This window comes from Knoellia sp. 3-2P3 (assembly GCF_029223115.1).
Lineage (GTDB): Bacteria > Actinomycetota > Actinomycetes > Actinomycetales > Dermatophilaceae > Pedococcus_A.
The window spans coordinates 651,934-669,049 of the sequence record NZ_JARGZE010000002.1 but is presented as its reverse complement, the minus strand read 5'-3'; the positions used below and the strand labels follow the sequence as shown (position 1 = coordinate 669,049).

The window sequence follows — 17,116 nt, the reverse complement described above, 5'->3', positions numbered from 1 at the left end:
GGCTCCCCGCCGTGACCGCCGACGCCCTCACCGCTGACCAGATCGCCGACCTCAAGGCCGCCGTGGCCGGGCTCATGCCCGGGATCCGGGCCGACCTCGAGGCGCTGACCCGCATCCCGAGCATCTCCCTCGACGCCTTCGACCAGGCGCACGTCGAGGCGAGCGCGGAGGCGACCGCTGAGCTGCTGCGCGCCGAGGGCCTCGAGGTGGAGATCGTGCGCGAGGGCGGCCGCCCGGCGGTGATCGGACACGTCGACGGCCCGCCCGGAGCACCGACGGTGATGCTCTACGCGCACCACGACGTCCAGCCGACCGGCGCCGAGGAGCTCTGGGACAGCAAGCCGTTCGAGCCGACCGAGCGCGACGGCCGCCTCTACGGACGCGGCGCGGCCGACGACAAGGCCGGCATCATGGCGCACCTCGCGGCCCTGCGCGCCCACCGCGGCGACCTGCCCGTCGGGGTCACGGTCTTCGTCGAGGGGGAGGAGGAGATCGGCTCCGAGTCGCTGCCCGCCATCCTCGAGCGCCACGGCGAGAAGCTGCGGGCCGACGCCATCGTGCTGGCCGACTCGATGAACTGGGCGATCGGCGAGCCGGCCCTCACCACGACGCTGCGAGGCCTGATCCGCGTGGTCGTCACGGTGACCACGCTTGACCACGGCGTCCACTCCGGCATGTTCGGCGGGGCCGTGCCCGACGCGATGATGCCGCTGGTGCGCCTGCTCGCCAGCCTGCACGACGACAACGGCGACGTGGCGATCGAGGGCCTGCGGTCCGGGGTCGCCTCCGACCTCGACTACGACGAGGCGCGGCTGCGCGAGGAGTCGGGCCTGCTCGACGGCGTCGACGTTATCGGCACCGGCTCGCTGCTCACCCGCATCTGGAACAAGCCGACCGCCACCGTCATCGGCATCGACGCCCCGTCGGTCGCGACGAGCTCCAACACCCTCGTGCCGAGCGCGAGCGCCAAGATCTCGATCCGCCTCGCGCCCGACGAGGACCCGAAGGAGGCGTATGCCGCGGTGCAGCGCCACGTCGAGGAGCACACGCCGTGGGGTGCGAAGGTCGAACTGCGCCTCGACGACCAGGGCCCCGGCTTCGCCGCCGACGCCACGGGAGCGGTCTACGACCAGGCCCGCGCCGCCTTCACCGACGCCTGGGGCGTCGAGCCCGTCGACATCGGCGTGGGAGGGTCGATCCCGTTCGTGGCAGCCTTCGCCGAGCGGTTCCCCGACGCGGCGATCCTCGTCACCGGCGTGGAGGACCCCGACGCGCGCGCGCACGGCGCGAACGAGTCGCTGCACCTTGGCGAGTTCCAGCGGGTCTGCGAGGCAGAGGCCCTCCTGCTGGCCCGTCTGGGGGCCATGACCCGCTGACGGGCGGGCGGGCGCGGACGGGGCGCCCGGGTTAGGTTCTGGGCATGGCCGAGACAGCGACCAGCACGACCCGCAAGGGCTACGTCGAGCCGACCTTCGAGCGCGACACCCACTACATCCACGACCGCATCACCGCCGACGCCTCCGGCGAGAACGCGTGGCCGGTCGAGCCGGGTCGCTACCGGCTGGTCGTCTCGCGGGCCTGCCCGTGGGCCAGCCGGGCCATCATCGTCCGCCGGCTGCTCGGCCTCGAGGACGCCATCCCCATGGGGGTCTGCGGACCGACCCACGACGAGGACAGCTGGACCTTCGACCTCGACCCCGGCGGCGTCGACCCGGTGCTGGGCATCCCGCGCCTGAAGGATGCCTTCGAGGCGCGTCAGCCCGGCTACCCGCGGGGCATCACCGTGCCGGCCATGGTGGACATCGCCTCGGGCAAGGTCGTCACCAACGACTTCGCGCAGATGACGCTCGACTTCTCGACGCAGTGGCGGGACCTCCACCGCGAGGGGGCGCCGGACCTGTACCCCGAGGACCTGCGCCCCGAGATCGACGAGGTCAACCGGAGGGTCTACTCCGAGGTCAACAACGGCGTCTACCGCTGTGGCTTCGCCGGCACGCAGCAGGCCTACGACGAGGCCTACGACCGGCTGTTCAGCAGCCTCGACTGGCTCACCAACCGGCTGCGCGACGAGCGCTACCTGGTGGGCGACACCGTGACCGAGGCCGACGTGCGGCTCTTCACGACCCTCGTCCGGTTCGACGCGGTCTACCACGGCCACTTCAAGTGCAACCGGCACAAGCTGAGCGAGATGCCGGTGCTGTGGGCGTACGCGCGCGACCTCTACCAGACGCCGGGATTCGGCGACACGGTCGACTTCGAGCACATCAAGGCGCACTACTACGTCGTCCACCACGACATCAACCCCACGGGCATCATCCCCAAGGGGCCGGACCTGTCGGGGTGGCTGCTGCCCCACGGCCGTGAGGCGCTCGGCGGACGGCCCTTCGGTGACGGCACGCCGCCCGGCCCCCCGCGACCCGAGGAGCGGGTGGCGGAGGGGCACCAGCCGCGCGAGCGGCGCCGGTGAGCGAGCGCGAGCACGACCTCGTCGTCCACGGCGCCACCGGCTTCGTCGGGCGGCTGCTCGCCGCCGACCTCGCCGTCCACGCGCCGCGGCACCTGCGCATCGCGCTGGCCGGGCGCAGCGCGACCCGGCTCGAGGACCTGCGAGCCACCCTTCCGGGGTCCGCTCGCGACTGGCCGCTCGTCGTCGCCGACAGCAGCGACGACGCAGCGCTCGAGCGGCTGGCCCGCTCGACGCGCGTGGTCGCGACGACGGTGGGCCCCTACGCCCGCCACGGCTTCGGGCTGGCCCGGGCCTGTGCAGAGGCAGGCACCCACTACGCCGACCTGGCCGGCGAGGTGCTCTTCGTGCGCGAGCTCGTCGACCGGCTCGACGGCACGGCGCAGGGGACCGGCGCCCGCCTGGTCACGGCCTGCGGGTTCGACTCGGTGCCCTCGGACCTCGGCGTGCTGATGCTCCACAAGCGGGCCGCCGCCGACGGCGCCGGTGACCTCGGCGACACCACGCTGCTGGTGCGGCAGCTGCGTGGCGGCGTGAGCGGCGGCACGGTCGACTCGATGCGCACCATGGTGGCGGCGGCCACCTCCGACGCCGCGGCTCGCCGTGTCGTCCTCGACCCCTACGCCCTCAGCCCGGACCGGGAGGCCGAGCCGCAGCTGGGGCGCCAGAGCGATGTCAGCGGCGTGACGCGCGACGGCGAGACGGGTCAGTGGACCGCGCCGTTCGTCATGGGCTCGTTCAACACCCGGATCGTGCGCCGCAGCAATGCGCTGGCGGTCCACGCCTACGGGCGCCGGTTCCGCTACCGCGAGCGGATGGCCTGCGGCAGGGGACGCGCCGGCCAGCTGCGCGCGGCCGCGGTCTCGGCCGGACTCGGCGCCCTGGTCGTGGGGATGGCCAACCCGCTGACCCGCCCGCTGCTCGGCGTCCTGCTCCCGTCGCCGGGCGAGGGGCCGAGCGAGGAGGTGCGCCGGCGCGGCAGCTTCCGCATGGAGGTCCGCACGGCGACCTCCAGCGGGCGGCGCTACCTCGCGGTCGTGGCGGCCCAGGCGGATCCCGGGTATGCCGGCACGGCCGTCATGCTCGCGGAGTCGGCGCTGTGCCTGGCCGAGGACGAGCCGCGCCTGCCGGCGCGTGCGGGCGTGCTCACCCCCGCCACCGCGTTCGGCGACGTGCTCCTCGAGCGGCTGCGGGCGCGCGGCTTCACCCTCACGGTGGAGGAGCTGGCGGGCCCGCCCACGGCGCGCCCACGGCATACGGCCTAGTCGCGGTGGGTCTCGCCCGGCAGGGCGAGCATCTGGTCGAGCGCGACGCGGGCGAAGTGCGCGACCTCGGGGTCGACCCGGATGGGGTTGACCACCCGGCCGTCGACGAGGGACTCCAGCGCCCACACGAGGTGGGGCAGGTCGATGCGGTTCATCGTCGAGCAGTAGCAGACGTTCTTCTCGAGGAAGGCGATCTGCTGGCGCGGGAACTCGGCCGCGAGCCGCTTGACGAGGTTGAGCTCGGTGCCGACCACCCACTTGGTGCCGTCGGGGGCGGCGGCGATGGTCTTGATGATCTTCTCGGTGGAGCCCACGGCGTCGGCCGCCTCGACGACCTCGTGTCGGCACTCCGGGTGGACGATCACCTTGACGCCGGGGATCTCCCGCCGCGCCTGCTCGACGGCCTCGAGGGTGAACCGGCCGTGCACCGAGCAGTGGCCGCGCCACAGGATCATCCGGGCGTCCCGCAGCTGCTGCTTCGTGAGCCCGCCGAGGGGGCGGTGCGGGTCGAAGACCACGCAGTCCTCGAGGGAGCCGCCGAGGTCGCGAGCCCAGGTGTTGCGGCCGAGGTGCTGGTCCGGCAGGAAGAGCACCTTGCCGGTGCCTCCCTCCACCCGGCCGTCACCGGCCTGCGAGAAGGCCCACGACAGAGCGCTCTTGGCGTTGGAGGACGTGCAGATGGTGCCACCGTGCCGGCCGGTGAAGGCCTTGATCGCGGCGGAGGAGTTCATGTAGGTCACGGGGACGGTGTCGTCGGCGACGCCGGCCTCGACGAGGTCGTCCCAGGCGTCCTCGACCTGGTGGATCTGGGCCATGTCGGCCATCGAGCAGCCGGCGGCGAGATCCGGGAGGATCACGGTCTGCTCGTCGCTGGTGAGGATGTCGGCCGACTCCGCCATGAAGTGCACGCCGCAGAAGACGATCCACGGTGCCTCGGGGCGCGCTGCCGCCTCCTTGGCGAGCTTGAACGAGTCGCCCGTGACGTCGGCGAACTCGATGACCTCGTCACGCTGGTAGTGGTGCCCGAGGACGAACACCTTCTCACCGAGGGCCGCGCGGGCGGCGCGTGCGCGCTCGACGAGGCCGGGCTCAGAGGGGGCCGGGAGGTCGCCTGGGCACTCGACGCCCCGCTCGGTGGCCAGGTCGCGGCCGTGGCCCAGGACCAGCAGGGGAAGGGGGGCGCCTGCCCGGGCGGCGGGGTCTGCGGTGGTGCTCACGATGGAATCCTGTCACACCCCGTGGCGCCGGTCTGCCGCCCGGGCGATACCCGTCGACGCCTGCGGCTGCGTGCTCAGAGGGGGTGCAGGCGCGGGCTGGAGACGGCCACGCTCACGGTCTGGGAGCCGAAGCGCACGTTGACCCGGTCGCCGTCGACACGCACCACGCGGCCGAGTCCGTGGCGGTCGTGGGTGACCCGGTCGTCGACGGCGTACTCCGGGTGGATGGGCGTCGCCTCGGAGCGGAACGGGCTGTTGGCGGGGCGGGGCCGGTCGGGCTGTTTCTGTCGGGGGCGCATCAGTCCAGTGTGCGCCATTCGCCCGGGTTCTCATAGATCGGTGCTGTGGTCAGCGGGTCTGTCAGCCCCGCGGTAGGGTGGGGACACGCGGTCCGCTCCGTTCTGCCTCGGGCCGCCTTCTCATGTCGATGCTCATGCGCCGCGACCCGTGACGGCTCGCGCCGGGCAGAACGACCAGCGCTCATCGGTTGGTGAGCAGCTCTGTTCGAGAGCACAACCTCGGGAGTACCCCTGTGTCTGCTGACACCACCTTTGCCCACCTCGGCGTGCCTGCCGCGCTGACCGACGTGCTTGCGGCCTCAGGCATCACCGTGCCCACCCCCATCCAGGCGGCCACCCTGCCGGACTCCCTGTCCGGCCGTGACGTGCTCGGCCGCGGCCGCACCGGCTCGGGCAAGACCTACGCCTTCCTCCTGCCGCTGCTGGCCCGCCTGGCCGCGAGCGGCACCCCGCGCCGGTCGCAGCGCCCCCGGGCGCTCGTCCTCGCCCCCACCCGCGAGCTGGCCCTCCAGATCGACACCGCCCTGGCCCCGCTGGCCCGCCCGCTGGGGCTCACCAGCCAGACCATCTTCGGCGGCGTCGGCCAGAACCCGCAGGTCACGGCGCTGCGCCGGGGTGTCGACGTCGTCGTCGCCTGCCCCGGCCGCCTCGAGGACCTGATCGGGCAGGGGCACGTCAGCCTCGACAGCATCGAGGTGACCGTGCTCGACGAGGCCGACCACATGGCCGACCTCGGCTTCCTGCCCGGGGTGCGCCGCATCCTGGAGCGCACGCCGCGCACCGGCCAGCGGATGCTGTTCTCCGCCACCCTCGACGCGGGCGTCAACGTCCTGGTCAAGCGCTTCCTGACCGACCCGGTGACCCACGAGGCGGACTCGGCGCAGTCGCCCGTCGCGACGATGGCGCACCACGTCTTCCACGTGCACAAGGACGACCGGCTCCCCGTGCTGCTGGACCTGGCCGCGGCCCCCGGCCGGACGGTGGTCTTCACCCGCACCAAGCACGGCGCCAAGAAGCTGGCCAAGCAGCTCAACTCCTCGGGCGTGCCCGCGGTCGAGCTGCACGGCAACCTCAGCCAGAACGCCCGCACGCGCAACCTCGACGCCTTCCACGGGGGCACGGCCACCACGCTCGTCGCCACGGACATCGCCGCCCGCGGCATCCACGTCGACGACGTGGGGCTCGTCGTGCACGCGGACCCGCCGGTCGAGCACAAGGCCTACCTGCACCGCTCGGGCCGGACGGCCCGCGCCGGGGCGGCCGGCACGGTCGTGACCCTCATGACCGCCGAGCAGGTCGCCGACGTGCGCGACCTGACCCGCAAGGCGGGGATCCGCCCCACCACCACGCGCCTCGACGCCTCGCACCCGCTGCTGCTCGAGGTCGCACCCGGCCACCGCAGCTTCCCCGGGGGCATCGTCTTCGACCAGGGTGACGACCAGGCGAAGCAGGGCCAGCCGAAGCAGGGCCAGCCGAAGCAGGGCCAGCCGAGGCAGGGCCGGGCCAGCCAGACGGGCCGCGCCAAGCAGGGGCCGGCCCAGCCCGGGCGGGGCCAGGCCAAGCAGGGTCAGGCCAAGCAGGGCCAGGCCAAGCAGGGCCAGGCCAAGCAAGGTCAGGCCCAGCAGCCCGGCCGGTCCGGGCGCGCCCGCAGCGGCGGGGGAGCCGCGCGCAGCGGCTCGACCACGGCATACAGCACCTCCACCCCCGGGTCGGGGGGCAGCCGTGGCAGCAGCGGTGGCGCCGCCGCGTTCTCGACCCGCTCGCGCGCCGGTTCCCGGGGCGGCCGCTGACGGCGGCCCCCCGCGAGTACAGTCCGATTCGTGCACGTGCTCATCGCGCCGGACTCCTTCACCGGCACCCTCACCGCGACGCAGGCGGCGGAGGCCATGGCCGAGGGGTGGCGGCGGTCTGCGCCAGACGACCTGCTGACGCTGATGCCCCTCTCCGACGGCGGGCCGGGCTTCATCGACGTGCTCGCCACCGCCCTTCGCGAGTCCCGAACCGTGCTGACGACGGCCGCCGACCCGCTCGGCCGCGAGGTGCCGGCCGCGCTGCTCGTCCGCGAGGCCGACGACGGCGTGCCCACCGCCTACATCGAGTCCGCCCAGGCGGCGGGCCTGCACCTGCTGGAGGCGGACGAGCGCAACCCGGCCGTCACGAGCACCTGGGGCGTGGGACAGCTGCTCGACGCCGCCCTGCGCGAGGGCGCCGAACGGGTCGTCGTGGGCCTCGGGGGCAGCGGCACCAACGACGGCGGCGCGGGCATGCTCGCCAGCCTGGGGGCGGGCAGCGCCAGCGCGCTGGCCCGTGGCGGACTCGCGCTCGCCGACCTCGACGACGGCGGGCTGCACGGCCTCGAGGTGGTGCGCCAGCGCTTCGCCGGCATCGAGCTGCTCGTCGCCACCGACGTCGACTCGCCCCTGCTGGGCTTCCACGGCGCCTCGGCCGTCTACGCCCCGCAGAAGGGCGCCTCGCCGCAGGTCGCCCAGGCGCTCGAGGCAGCCCTCGGCCGCTTCACCGAGGTGGTGCGCCGCACGCTGCCGGAGGTGCCGGACCTGCTCACCGGCCAGGCGCGCCGCCTCGACCGCGAGCCCGGGGCCGGTGCTGCCGGCGGGCTGGGCTACGGGCTGATGCTGCTCGGCGGTCGCCGGGTCAGCGGCGTCGACGAGGTGATCCGTGCCGTCGGCCTGCCGGAGGTGATCGGTGCCGCCGACCTCGTCGTGACGGGGGAGGGCAGCTTCGACTGGCAGAGCCTGCGCGGCAAGGTCGTCGCCGGGGTCGCCCGGGCCGCGCTCGAGGCGGCCACGCCCGCGGTCGTCATCGCCGGGCAGACCCTGGTCGGGCGCCGCGAGGCCATGACGCTCGGCCTGTCCGGGACGTATGCCGTGGCCGAGACCCCCGAGGAGGTCGAGGCCGCGGTGGCCGACCCGGTGGGCACCCTGGCCGCCCGCGCCGCCCGCGTGGCGGCCACCTGGTCACCCCAGCGCTGAGGACGACGTAGGCTAGGCAGCGCGGGGAACAATTCCCGCAGACCGCGGGTTTGCACGCACGCAGACTCAACGCCGACGACATGAAGGACGCAACCCGATGAGTGTTCAGGACCAGACCCCGGTCGCCGCGGACGCCACGACCGAGGCACCTGCCCACGGCGTCATCCTGACCGACGTCGCCGCCGACAAGGTGAAGTCGCTCCTCGAGCAGGAGGGCCGTGACGACCTGCGCCTGCGCGTGGGCGTGCAGCCCGGCGGCTGCTCCGGCCTGATCTACCAGCTCTACTTCGACGAGCGCACCCTCGACGGTGACCTCGTGCGCGACTTCGGCGGTGTCGAGGTCGTCGTCGACCGGATGAGCTCGCCGTACCTCGAGGGCGCGACGATCGACTTCGCCGACACCATCGAGAAGCAGGGCTTCACGATCGACAACCCCAACGCGGGCAGCTCCTGCGCCTGCGGGGACTCCTTCAGCTGATCCGCAGCGCTGGTCCCGGCCCCGCCGGGACCAGCGCTTCGTCGCTGACACGAGCGGCCGGCATACCCCTCATCGGGCGGTATGCCGGCCGCTCGCGTTGTCGCGGCCACGTTCCCTCAGCGGTACTCAGGGTTCTCGTAGTCGAACCGCGCCCCTGCCTCCCAGGCGGCGCGCTGGTTGCCGCCGACCGGGAAGCCGCCCCGGCGTCGGAGCATGGCCGCGAGGTGCATGAGGTTCCAGGTCATGAACGTCGTGTTCCGCTGGGTGAACTCGTTCTCCGGACCCCCGCTGCCCGGGTCGAGGTAGGACGGCCCGGGGCCGGCCTCGCCGATCCAGCCGCAGTCGGCCTGGGGCGGGATGGTGTACCCGATGTGCTGGAGGCTGTACAGGATGTTGCTCGCGCAGTGCTTGATGCCGTCCTCGTTGCCCGTGATGATGGCGCCGCCGACCCGGCCGTAGTAGACGTACTGGCCACTGTCATTGGTCATCGAGGAGCCTGCATACAACCGCTCGATGACCTTCTTGGTGATGCTGGAGTTGTCGCCCAGCCAGATGGGGCCGGCGATGACGAGGATGTCGTTCGCGAGGACCTGCTCGAAGATCCGCGGCCACGCGTCCGTGGCCCAGCCGTGCTCGGTCATGTCGGGGTAGACCCCGGTGGCGATGTCGTGGTCGACCGCCCGCAGGACCTCGACCTGCACGCCGTGCTTCATCATGATCGCCGCGCTGGCGTCGACGATTCCCTCGGTGTGGCTGAGCTCGGGAGAGCGCTTGAGCGTGCAGTTGATGAACATCGCGCGCAGGTCCGAGAAGTCTGCGGCGTCGGTGTCGAAGCGCGGCCGCGCGGTCCCTGCTGGAGGAGTGGTCATCCCCCGACTGTGATCCCGTCGGGGGCCGGGCGCATCGGTCAGGCGCCGTAGGCCTCCATCCCCTCGACCAGGGCCGACGCGTCGTCCGGCACGTCGATGTCGCGGTGCGCGCCGCCGAGGGTGCGCGGCTGTGCGACCTCGACCTCGACCGCGCTGCCGTCGATCGCCAGCTCCGTGATGCTGCCGTTGTCCAGGCCCTCGCGAGGGGTGGGGAACTCGGTGGGGGTGCTCATGACTCGACCGTAGGCGCGGGGGCCGGGTCGACACACCGGTACCACGAGGTAACACCTGCCGGTAGCCGAACCCGTGGTCGCCCGGGCCGCCACCCGGCGCGGGAAGGTGCGCCCGCGGCATCCGCTCGCTTTGGCGGTAGGTTGCGGGTGTGCGCGTCGCCATCACCGGATCCATTGCCACCGACCACCTGATGACGTTCAAGGGACGCTTCGCCGACTCCCTCGTCGTCGAGCAGCTCGACAAGGTCTCGCTGTCGTTCCTCGCCGAGGACCTGCAGGTCAGGCGCGGGGGAGTGGCCGCCAACATCGCCTTCGGCATGGCCAACCTGGGCCAGCGGCCGGTCCTCGTCGGGGCCGTGGGGGAGGACTTCGCCGACTACCGCAGCTGGCTCGAGCGGCACGGCGTGGACTGCGAGTCGGTGCACGTCTCGGAGTCCCGGCACACGGCCCGCTTCGTCTGCACCACCGACGACGACATGGCCCAGATCGCCACCTTCTACGCCGGGGCGATGTCCGAGGCGCGCCAGATCGAGCTGCAGCCGGTGGCCGACCGCGTCGGTGGGCTCGACCTGGTCGTCATCGGAGCCAACGACCCCGAGGCGATGGTGCGCCACACGCAGGAGTGTCGCACCCGGGGCATCCCCTTCGCCGCCGACCCGAGCCAGCAGCTCGCGTTTGCCGACGGCGAGACGATCCGCCAGCTCATCGACGGGGCCGACTACCTGCTCACCAACGAGTACGAGGCGGCGCTGACCTCGCAGAAGACCGGCTGGTCGCCGGAGGAGATCGCCGACCGCGTCACGACCCGCGTCATCACGAGGGGCAAGGACGGCGCGGTGATCGCCACCCGCGGCCAGGAGCCGATCGAGGTGAAGGCGGCCCGCGAGGTGCGCCGGCTCGACCCCACCGGCGTGGGCGACGCCTTCCGGGCCGGGTTCCTCACCGGCCTGGCCGCCAACCTGAGCCACCAGCACGCCGCGGAGCTGGGGTCGATGCTCGCGACCTACGTCCTGGAGACGGTCGGCACGCAGGAGTACACCCTGGGGAAGGCGCGCTTCCTCGCGCGCCTCGCGGACGCCTACGGCCAGGACTCGGCTGACGCCATCGAGCCCCACATCACCTGTCTCGCCCCGTAGGCAGCTGAGCGTGCCCTGGCCGCCGCAGGAACCCGCCGCGAGTCCCTGGGACTTCGACCTCACCGAGGTCGACCCGGGCGAGGACCTCGTGGGCGTGGGCGGCGACCTGGCACCCGGGACGCTCCTGGCCGCCTACCGCAGCGGTGTGTTCCCCATGGGGCTCGGCGAGGACGGCGCCCGGCCCATGGGGTGGTGGTCGCCGGACCCGCGCGGCGTGCTGCTGCCGGGCCGCATCTCGGTCAGCCGGTCGCTGCGCAAGTCCTGCCGGCGGTTCGAGTTCCGCGTGGACTGCGCCTTCGACGAGGTCGTGGAGCGCTGTGCCGACCCGCGCCGGGAGGGCCGGTGGATCACCAGCGAGATCCGTCTCGCCTACGGGACGCTGCACCGGATGGGGTGGGCGCACAGCGTCGAGACCTGGCAGGACGACCAGCTCGTCGGAGGGCTGTACGGGGTCGCCGTCGGCGGCCTCTTCGCGGGGGAGTCGATGTTCCACTCCGTCACCGACGCCTCCAAGGCGGCGCTGGTGGCGCTGACCGGCTTCTTCTTCGCCGACGGCCACCCCGACCGCGTCATCGACGTGCAGTGGGCCACCGACCACCTGCGCACCCTCGGCATCGAGGACATGCCGCGCGAGCAGTACCTGCGTCGCCTCGAGCGCGCGCTGCAGGTGCCGCAGGTCCGCATCGGGGCCAACGAGGACTAGCGCCGGGGGTCCGCCAGGCGGACCCGGTATGCCGTGTGCCCGCCTTCGGCGCCCGCCGCCCCGGCGCCGGCCGCCTGCGTGACCTGCACCAGCTCGTGCCCGCGCATGCGGCACCACGCCGGGACGTCGGCCCGGGCAGCGGGGTCGGTGGCCCACAGCTCCAGCAGCGACCCGGCGGGCCGTCCAAGGGCCGCCTGGGCCAGCCGGATCACGGGCAGGGGGCAGCGCAGGCCCCGGGCGTCGACGACGGTGGCCGCCTCCGGTGGTCGAGCCGCGCCACCGTCCACCGGGTCATCCCTCACAGGTGCTCCGCGCCGAGCTGCGCCCGCACCGAGGCGACGACCTCGGGAAGGGCTACGCAGAACCGCTCGACGTGCTCGGCGCGGGCGGGCGAGACCGACTCGAGCGGCAGGGTGAGCCGCACGTTGCCGTGGGTCAGCACCCCCATGGCCGCCAGCACGTGGCTCGGTTCCAACGTGCTCGCCGTGCAGGCCGACCCCGAGGCGATCGCGAAGCCCCGCCGGTCGAACTCGTGCACGAGGGCCTCGCCGTCGACGAACAGCGCGCTGAACGTGACGACGTGCGGGAGCCGCTCGTCGGGGTCGCCCACGACCTCGACGTCGGGCACGGCAGCGGCGGTGGCGCGCACCCGGTCCACCAAGGCTCGGGCCCGGGTCGTCTCCTCGTCCAGGGCCGCGCCGGCCTGCTGCCACGCCTCCGCGGCAGCCAGCGCGAGAGGCACCCAGGGCACGTGCCCGCTGCGTCCGTAGCCCGGCTCACCGGAGGGACCGGGCAGCGCCCAGCGCGTGCGCTCGGGCACGGCCAGCACGCCCAGGCCGCCCGGACCACCCCAGGACTGCGCGTCACCGGTGAGCACGTCGAAGGCGTCCGGGGACGGCACCCGGCCCAGCGACGACTGCGCGTCCACGACCAGCGGCGTACCGGCGGCCCGGCACCGCTCGAGCGCGGCGGCCAGCGGCTGGAGGGTGCCGACCTCGCCGTTGGCGTGCTGCACCGCGGCGACGACCGTGCCCGGCGCGTCCAGGGCGGCGGCCAGCGCGTCGACGTCGACCCGGCCGGCGTGGTCGACGGGCACCTCGGCGAGGAGCGCCTCGTCCTGCGCCTGCGCGGCACGGTAGCGCCCGGGGGCCAGCACGGCGGAGTGCTCCACCGCGGTGGCGACCAGCCGTGAGCCGCGGCGGCGCGCGCTGTGCAGCACCCCGTCGACGGCCAACCGCACGGCGGCCGGGCCGGACGGGGCGAAGGAGAGCTCGGAGGGCCGGACGCGAAGGCCCGAGGCCAGCACCTCGGTCGCCTCGTCCAGCAGCCGGCGGGCCGCGCGACCCTCCGCGTGGAGGCGCCGCGGATCGGCCCAGCCGGCGTCGAGCGCGGCCATGAGGGTGTCGCGCGCGAGGGGGTGCATCGGGGTGCTTGCGGCGTCGAGGATCGCGCGCTCGCCACGGGTGTTCGCCACACCCCGACGTTAGTCCCACCCTGACCGGACTCACGGAACGGGCTGGAGTAGGGTTTGCCGCGTGGTTGGTCTCTCGTCAGAAGAAGGTGCACCGTTGCGTCCGCACGACGACTCTGTGCCGCGCCCGCGAGGGCGTCGGACCTGGTTCACGGCGGCGACCGCCGGCCTCAGCGCGCTGGCCCTGACCGGGTGCGCCGGACGCGTGGAGGACGGACTCCTCCCGCGGGGGGCGACCGAGGGCGCCGAGCGCGTGACCAACCTCTGGGTCGGGTCCTGGATCGCGGCCCTGGCGGTCGGCGTCCTGGTGTGGGGCCTGATCCTGTGGTGCGCCGTGGCCTACCGGCGCCGGCGTGACGACGACGGCACGCTGCCCGTCCAGCTGCGCTACAACGTGCCGCTCGAGATCCTCTACACCGTCGTCCCGGTCCTGATGATCGCGGTGCTCTTCTACTACACCCAGCGCGACGAGTCGGCGCTGCTCGACACCTCCAAGCAGCCCGACGTCGTGGTCAACGCGGTCGGCAAGCAGTGGAGCTGGGACTTCAACTACGTCAACGAGCAGGTCTACGAGACCGGAACCCACGCCCAGCTGACGGGGGAGCCGGGTGTCGAGGAGACGCTGCCGACCCTGTACCTGCCGGTCAACAAGCGAGTCGAGTTCCAGCTCACCGCGCGCGACGTCATCCACTCGTTCTGGGTGCCGGCCTTCCTCCAGAAGCTGGACATGATCCCGGGCAAGGTCAACCGCTTCCAGGTCGTGCCGACCCAGACCGGCACCTTCCAGGGCAAGTGCGCCGAGCTGTGCGGCGCCTACCACTCGCAGATGCTCTTCAACGTCAAGGTCGTCGAGCAGGCGGAGTACGACCGGCACATCGCCGAGCTGAAGGCCAAGGGCAACGAGGGACAGCTCGACAACGGCCTCAACCGTGAGGAGATCATGGACGAGGACGCGGACAAACTTGAGAACGCTGGGAGCAACTGAGCATGAGCGCCACGAGCGAGTCGACCTACCTGCGGACGGCTGAGACCGTCACGCGCCGACGGGTTGCCCCCGGGGCCACTGTCGTGAAGTGGATGACGACGACCGACCACAAGGTCATCGGAAATCTGTACTTCATCACGGCGTTCATCTGGTTCATGCTGGGCGGCCTGATGGCGCTGGTCATCCGCGCCGAGCTCATCAACCCCGGACTGCAGGTGGTGGACAGCCCCGAGCAGTTCAACCAGCTGTTCACCATGCACGGCACGATCATGCTGCTGCTGTTCGCGACACCGCTGTTCGCCGGCTTCGCCAACGCGCTCATGCCGATCCAGATCGGCGCGCCCGACGTCGCCTTCCCGCGCCTGAACATGTTCGCCTACTGGCTGTACCTGTTCGGCGGGCTCATCGCGGCCGGCGGCTTCCTCACCCCCTCCGGTGCGGCCTCGTTCGGCTGGTTCGCCTACGCGCCGCTGTCCGACGCGACGTACAGCCCCGGTCTCGGCGGCGACCTGTGGGTCTTCGGTCTGGCGCTCGGTGGCTTCGGCACCATCCTCGGCGCCGTCAACTTCATCACCACGATCATCTGCATGCGTGCCCCCGGCATGACCATGTTCCGGATGCCGATCTTCACCTGGAACATCCTGGTGACCTCGATCCTCGTGCTGATGGCGTTCCCGGTGCTGGCTGCCGCGCTGCTGGCCCTGGGCGCCGACCGCAAGTTCGGCGCGCACGTCTTCGACCCCGGCAACGGCGGCCCGATGCTGTGGCAGCACCTGTTCTGGTTCTTCGGGCACCCCGAGGTCTACATCATCGCGCTGCCCTTCTTCGGCATCGTGACCGAGATCCTGCCGGTGTTCTCCCGCAAGCCGATCTTCGGCTACAAGACGCTGGTGTTCGCGACCATCGCGATCGCCGCCCTGTCCGTGACGGTCTGGGCGCACCACATGTACGCCACGGGACAAGTGCTCCTGCCGTTCTTCGCGGTGATGACGATGCTCATCGCCGTGCCGACCGGTGTGAAGTTCTTCAACTGGATCGGCACCATGTGGGGCGGCAAGGTCACCTTCGAGACCCCGATGCTGTGGACCATCGGCTTCCTCGTGACCTTCCTCTTCGGAGGCCTGACGGGCATCATCCTCTCGAGCCCCGCCCTGGACTTCCACCTGTCCGACACCTACTTCGTGGTGGCGCACTTCCACTACGTCGTGTTCGGCACCGTGGTCTTCGCGATGTTCGCCGGCTTCTACTTCTGGTGGCCCAAGTTCACCGGCCGCATGCTCGACGAGACGCTCGGCAAGATCCACTTCTGGCTGCTGTTCATCGGCTTCCACACGACCTTCCTCATCCAGCACGTGCTCGGCGTCGACGGCATGCCTCGCCGCTACGCCGACTACCTGCCAGAGGACGGCTTCACGTGGGAGAACCGCGTCTCGAGCGCCGGCGCCTTCCTGCTGGCGGCCTCGACCCTGCCGTTCCTCTACAACGTCTGGAAGACCTGGCGCACGGCGCCGCTGGTCGAGACCAACGACCCGTGGGGCTACGGCGCGTCGCTCGAGTGGGCCACCAGCTGCCCGCCGCCGCGGCACAACTTCGACACCATCCCGCGGATCCGTTCCGAGCGCCCGGCCTTCGACCTGCACCACCCCGAGGCGGCCCCGGTCGCCGGGCCGCAGCCGGACGCCGACACGCTGGCCAAGGTCCTCGGTCCGGCCGACCTCGGCCAGGGCCGCCACCCCCACCAGACCGGCGAGTTCGACGGCACGGACAAGCACGGCCGTTTCCACGAGGAGCGCTGACCCCCTGTGAAGATCGAGTACAAGCTCTTCCTCATCGTCGGGGCGTTCTTCGTCCCGGTCGGGATCATCTACGGCATCGTCACGGACTGGTCGGAGCCGGTGGGACCGGTCGCGCTGCTGCTGAGCGCCGGCCTCGGCGGCATGATCGCCTTCTACCTCTGGGCGACCGGGCGCCGGCTGCCCGAGCGCCCCGAGGACAACCCCGGCGGGGAGATCGCCGAGCTCGAGGGTGACTACGGGTTCTTCAGCCCGCACTCGTGGTGGCCGCTGCCGCTGGCCGCCGCAGCCTCGATCTGCTTCCTCGGCCTGGCCATCGGCTGGTGGATGTTCATCATCGGTGCGGCCTTCGGAGTCGTCGCCCTCATCGGCTGGACCTTCGAGTACTTCACGGGCGACGAGGCGGTCTGACCGCCGAGCACGCCGACCAGGACGCCCCGCCGGGAGACCGGCGGGGCGTCCTGCTGTCCGGGCGGGGCAGCTTGGTACTCGTGTCCTCGTGACGGGGCATCAGGCCCAGCCGAGCTCGTGCAGGCGGTGGTCGTCGATGCCGAAGTGGTGGGCGATCTCGTGCACAACGGTGATCGCGATCTCGTCGAGCAGCTCGTCGCGGTCGACGCACATGCGCAGCAGCGGTCCGCGGTAGACCGTGATGCGGTCGGGAAGTGCGCCCATCGCCCAGGCGTCACCCCGCTCGGTGAGGGGCACCCCGTCGTAGACCCCCAGCAGGTCCGGGTCCTCGGGTGGCGGCTCGTCCTCGACGAAGAAGGCGACGTTGTCGAGCAGGGCCATGAGCTCGGCGGGCACGGCATCGAGGGCGTCACCGACGGCGTCCTCGAACTCCTGACGGCTCATCTCCTGCACGCGCACCAGCCTGCCATGCTGGCTGCGTGCGCATCACCGTGAGGGTCCGGCCCGGCGCGTCCCGCACGGCCGTGGGAGGGCGCTACGGAGACGGGACCGGGGGACAGGCGCCTGCGCTGGTGGTGCGGGTGGCCCAGCGGGCCGTGGAGGGCGCTGCGACGGCCGCGGTCCTCGACGCGGTGGCCGCGGCCTTCGGCGCGCGTCGTGGTGACGTCCGGCTCGTGACGGGGGAGCGCAGCCGCACGAAGGTGCTCGAGATCGACCCCGCCCCCGCCGGGGCCGAGCAGCGGCTGGACGAGCTGCTCGAGGGGCGCTGAGCGGCGCTCAACGGGGACGCCTAGCGGGCCGG

Annotated in this window: 19 protein-coding genes; 12 read left to right on the top strand and 7 right to left on the bottom strand. The window is 72.5% G+C overall.

What is annotated here, in order from left to right:
- The first annotated feature begins 11 nt into the window (after positions 1-11).
- Genes P0Y31_RS08645 through P0Y31_RS08635 form a run of 3 tightly spaced genes read left to right on the top strand, consistent with a single transcriptional unit; the run spans position 12 to position 3,729 of the window.
- Positions 12-1,376, top strand: coding sequence for a dipeptidase (locus P0Y31_RS08645; protein ID WP_275868341.1), 1,365 nt, complete (start codon positions 12-14; stop codon positions 1,374-1,376).
- Between the two features lie 44 nt (positions 1,377-1,420).
- A complete protein-coding gene (locus tag P0Y31_RS08640; RefSeq protein ID WP_275868339.1) occupies positions 1,421-2,467 on the top strand; it encodes a glutathione S-transferase C-terminal domain-containing protein in 1,047 nt (348 codons plus the stop codon).
- Positions 2,464-3,729 carry a saccharopine dehydrogenase NADP-binding domain-containing protein gene (locus P0Y31_RS08635; RefSeq protein ID WP_275868338.1) on the top strand — a complete coding sequence of 422 codons (1,266 nt, stop codon included), beginning with the start codon at positions 2,464-2,466 and terminating at the stop codon, positions 3,727-3,729. The genes P0Y31_RS08640 and P0Y31_RS08635 overlap by 4 nt, the downstream gene beginning before the upstream one ends.
- On the opposite strand, the gene nadA is transcribed toward P0Y31_RS08635, so the two are convergent.
- The gene (gene nadA / locus P0Y31_RS08630) at positions 3,726-4,946 is read right to left on the bottom strand and encodes a quinolinate synthase NadA (protein ID WP_275868336.1); all 1,221 of its coding nucleotides are present in this window, start codon (positions 4,944-4,946) and stop codon (positions 3,726-3,728) included. The two genes, P0Y31_RS08635 and nadA, sit on opposite strands and share 4 nt — an antisense overlap.
- A gap of 74 nt (positions 4,947-5,020) precedes the next feature.
- A complete protein-coding gene (locus tag P0Y31_RS08625) occupies positions 5,021-5,245 on the bottom strand; it encodes a hypothetical protein (protein ID WP_275803491.1) in 225 nt (74 codons plus the stop codon).
- Between the two features lie 233 nt (positions 5,246-5,478).
- Between P0Y31_RS08625 and P0Y31_RS08620 the strand changes: the two genes are divergently transcribed.
- From P0Y31_RS08620 to P0Y31_RS08610, 3 genes are all read left to right on the top strand, one after another.
- Positions 5,479-7,035 carry a DEAD/DEAH box helicase gene (locus tag P0Y31_RS08620; protein WP_275868334.1) on the top strand — a complete coding sequence of 519 codons (1,557 nt, stop codon included), beginning with the start codon at positions 5,479-5,481 and terminating at the stop codon, positions 7,033-7,035.
- 30 nt (positions 7,036-7,065) lie between these two features.
- Positions 7,066-8,235 (top strand): glycerate kinase, encoded by a 1,170-nt coding sequence (locus tag P0Y31_RS08615; RefSeq protein WP_275868332.1) that lies wholly within the window; start codon positions 7,066-7,068, stop codon positions 8,233-8,235.
- A gap of 97 nt (positions 8,236-8,332) precedes the next feature.
- Positions 8,333-8,713 carry an iron-sulfur cluster assembly accessory protein gene (locus P0Y31_RS08610; RefSeq protein ID WP_275803485.1) on the top strand — a complete coding sequence of 127 codons (381 nt, stop codon included), beginning with the start codon at positions 8,333-8,335 and terminating at the stop codon, positions 8,711-8,713.
- A gap of 116 nt (positions 8,714-8,829) precedes the next feature.
- Here the strand turns inward: P0Y31_RS08610 and P0Y31_RS08605 are convergent, their stop codons facing one another.
- Complete coding sequence (locus tag P0Y31_RS08605; protein WP_275868330.1) at positions 8,830-9,582, bottom strand: flavodoxin family protein; 753 nt, start codon at positions 9,580-9,582, stop codon at positions 8,830-8,832.
- Positions 9,583-9,620: 38 nt separating this feature from the next.
- Complete coding sequence (locus P0Y31_RS08600) at positions 9,621-9,815, bottom strand: hypothetical protein (protein ID WP_275868328.1); 195 nt, start codon at positions 9,813-9,815, stop codon at positions 9,621-9,623.
- 149 nt (positions 9,816-9,964) lie between these two features.
- Here P0Y31_RS08600 and P0Y31_RS08595 point away from each other — a divergent pair, with 149 nt between their 5' ends.
- Together P0Y31_RS08595 and aat are read left to right on the top strand one after the other, a co-directional pair.
- Positions 9,965-10,951, top strand: coding sequence for a carbohydrate kinase family protein (locus P0Y31_RS08595; RefSeq protein WP_275868326.1), 987 nt, complete (start codon positions 9,965-9,967; stop codon positions 10,949-10,951).
- A 10-nt stretch (positions 10,952-10,961) separates the two neighbouring features.
- On the top strand, positions 10,962-11,654 hold the full coding sequence (aat, locus tag P0Y31_RS08590) for a leucyl/phenylalanyl-tRNA--protein transferase (protein WP_275803479.1): 693 nt from the start codon (positions 10,962-10,964) through the stop codon (positions 11,652-11,654).
- Here aat and P0Y31_RS08585 read toward each other — a convergent pair.
- Both P0Y31_RS08585 and P0Y31_RS08580 read right to left on the bottom strand, forming a co-directional pair.
- Positions 11,651-11,956: a sulfurtransferase TusA family protein gene (locus P0Y31_RS08585; protein WP_275868324.1), complete on the bottom strand. Its 306-nt coding sequence runs from the start codon at positions 11,954-11,956 to the stop codon at positions 11,651-11,653. The two genes, aat and P0Y31_RS08585, sit on opposite strands and share 4 nt — an antisense overlap.
- A complete protein-coding gene (locus P0Y31_RS08580; protein ID WP_275868322.1) occupies positions 11,953-13,128 on the bottom strand; it encodes an aminotransferase class V-fold PLP-dependent enzyme in 1,176 nt (391 codons plus the stop codon). Before P0Y31_RS08580 ends, P0Y31_RS08585 begins: the two co-directional genes overlap by 4 nt.
- 115 nt (positions 13,129-13,243) lie before the next feature.
- Here P0Y31_RS08580 and coxB point away from each other — a divergent pair, with 115 nt between their 5' ends.
- The 3 genes from coxB to P0Y31_RS08565 all read left to right on the top strand — a co-directional run bounded on the left by coxB (position 13,244) and on the right by P0Y31_RS08565 (position 16,314).
- The gene (gene coxB / locus P0Y31_RS08575; protein WP_275868320.1) at positions 13,244-14,110 is read left to right on the top strand and encodes a cytochrome c oxidase subunit II; all 867 of its coding nucleotides are present in this window, start codon (positions 13,244-13,246) and stop codon (positions 14,108-14,110) included.
- A 92-nt stretch (positions 14,111-14,202) separates the two neighbouring features.
- Positions 14,203-15,906: a cytochrome c oxidase subunit I gene (ctaD, locus tag P0Y31_RS08570; protein ID WP_275807210.1), complete on the top strand. Its 1,704-nt coding sequence runs from the start codon at positions 14,203-14,205 to the stop codon at positions 15,904-15,906.
- A gap of 6 nt (positions 15,907-15,912) precedes the next feature.
- On the top strand, positions 15,913-16,314 hold the full coding sequence (locus P0Y31_RS08565; protein WP_275803471.1) for a cytochrome c oxidase subunit 4: 402 nt from the start codon (positions 15,913-15,915) through the stop codon (positions 16,312-16,314).
- A 99-nt stretch (positions 16,315-16,413) separates the two neighbouring features.
- Here P0Y31_RS08565 and P0Y31_RS08560 read toward each other — a convergent pair whose 3' ends face one another.
- Positions 16,414-16,758 carry a metallopeptidase family protein gene (locus P0Y31_RS08560; protein WP_275868932.1) on the bottom strand — a complete coding sequence of 115 codons (345 nt, stop codon included), beginning with the start codon at positions 16,756-16,758 and terminating at the stop codon, positions 16,414-16,416.
- A gap of 35 nt (positions 16,759-16,793) precedes the next feature.
- Between P0Y31_RS08560 and P0Y31_RS08555 the strand changes: the two genes are divergently transcribed.
- Positions 16,794-17,084 (top strand): DUF167 domain-containing protein, encoded by a 291-nt coding sequence (locus P0Y31_RS08555; RefSeq protein WP_275868318.1) that lies wholly within the window; start codon positions 16,794-16,796, stop codon positions 17,082-17,084.
- The last annotated feature ends 32 nt before the right edge of the window (positions 17,085-17,116 follow it).

Coding starts and splice junctions, on each gene's coding strand:
- P0Y31_RS08640 (WP_275868339.1), top strand. CDS start 1,421: ATGGCCGAGACAGCGACCAGCACGACCCGCAAGGGCTACGTCGAGCCG.
- P0Y31_RS08625 (WP_275803491.1), bottom strand. CDS start 5,245: ATGCGCCCCCGACAGAAACAGCCCGACCGGCCCCGCCCCGCCAACAGC.
- P0Y31_RS08610 (WP_275803485.1), top strand. CDS start 8,333: ATGAGTGTTCAGGACCAGACCCCGGTCGCCGCGGACGCCACGACCGAG.
- P0Y31_RS08605 (WP_275868330.1), bottom strand. CDS start 9,582: ATGACCACTCCTCCAGCAGGGACCGCGCGGCCGCGCTTCGACACCGAC.
- P0Y31_RS08600 (WP_275868328.1), bottom strand. CDS start 9,815: ATGAGCACCCCCACCGAGTTCCCCACCCCTCGCGAGGGCCTGGACAAC.
- ctaD (WP_275807210.1), top strand. CDS start 14,203: ATGACGACGACCGACCACAAGGTCATCGGAAATCTGTACTTCATCACG.
- P0Y31_RS08560 (WP_275868932.1), bottom strand. CDS start 16,758: ATGAGCCGTCAGGAGTTCGAGGACGCCGTCGGTGACGCCCTCGATGCC.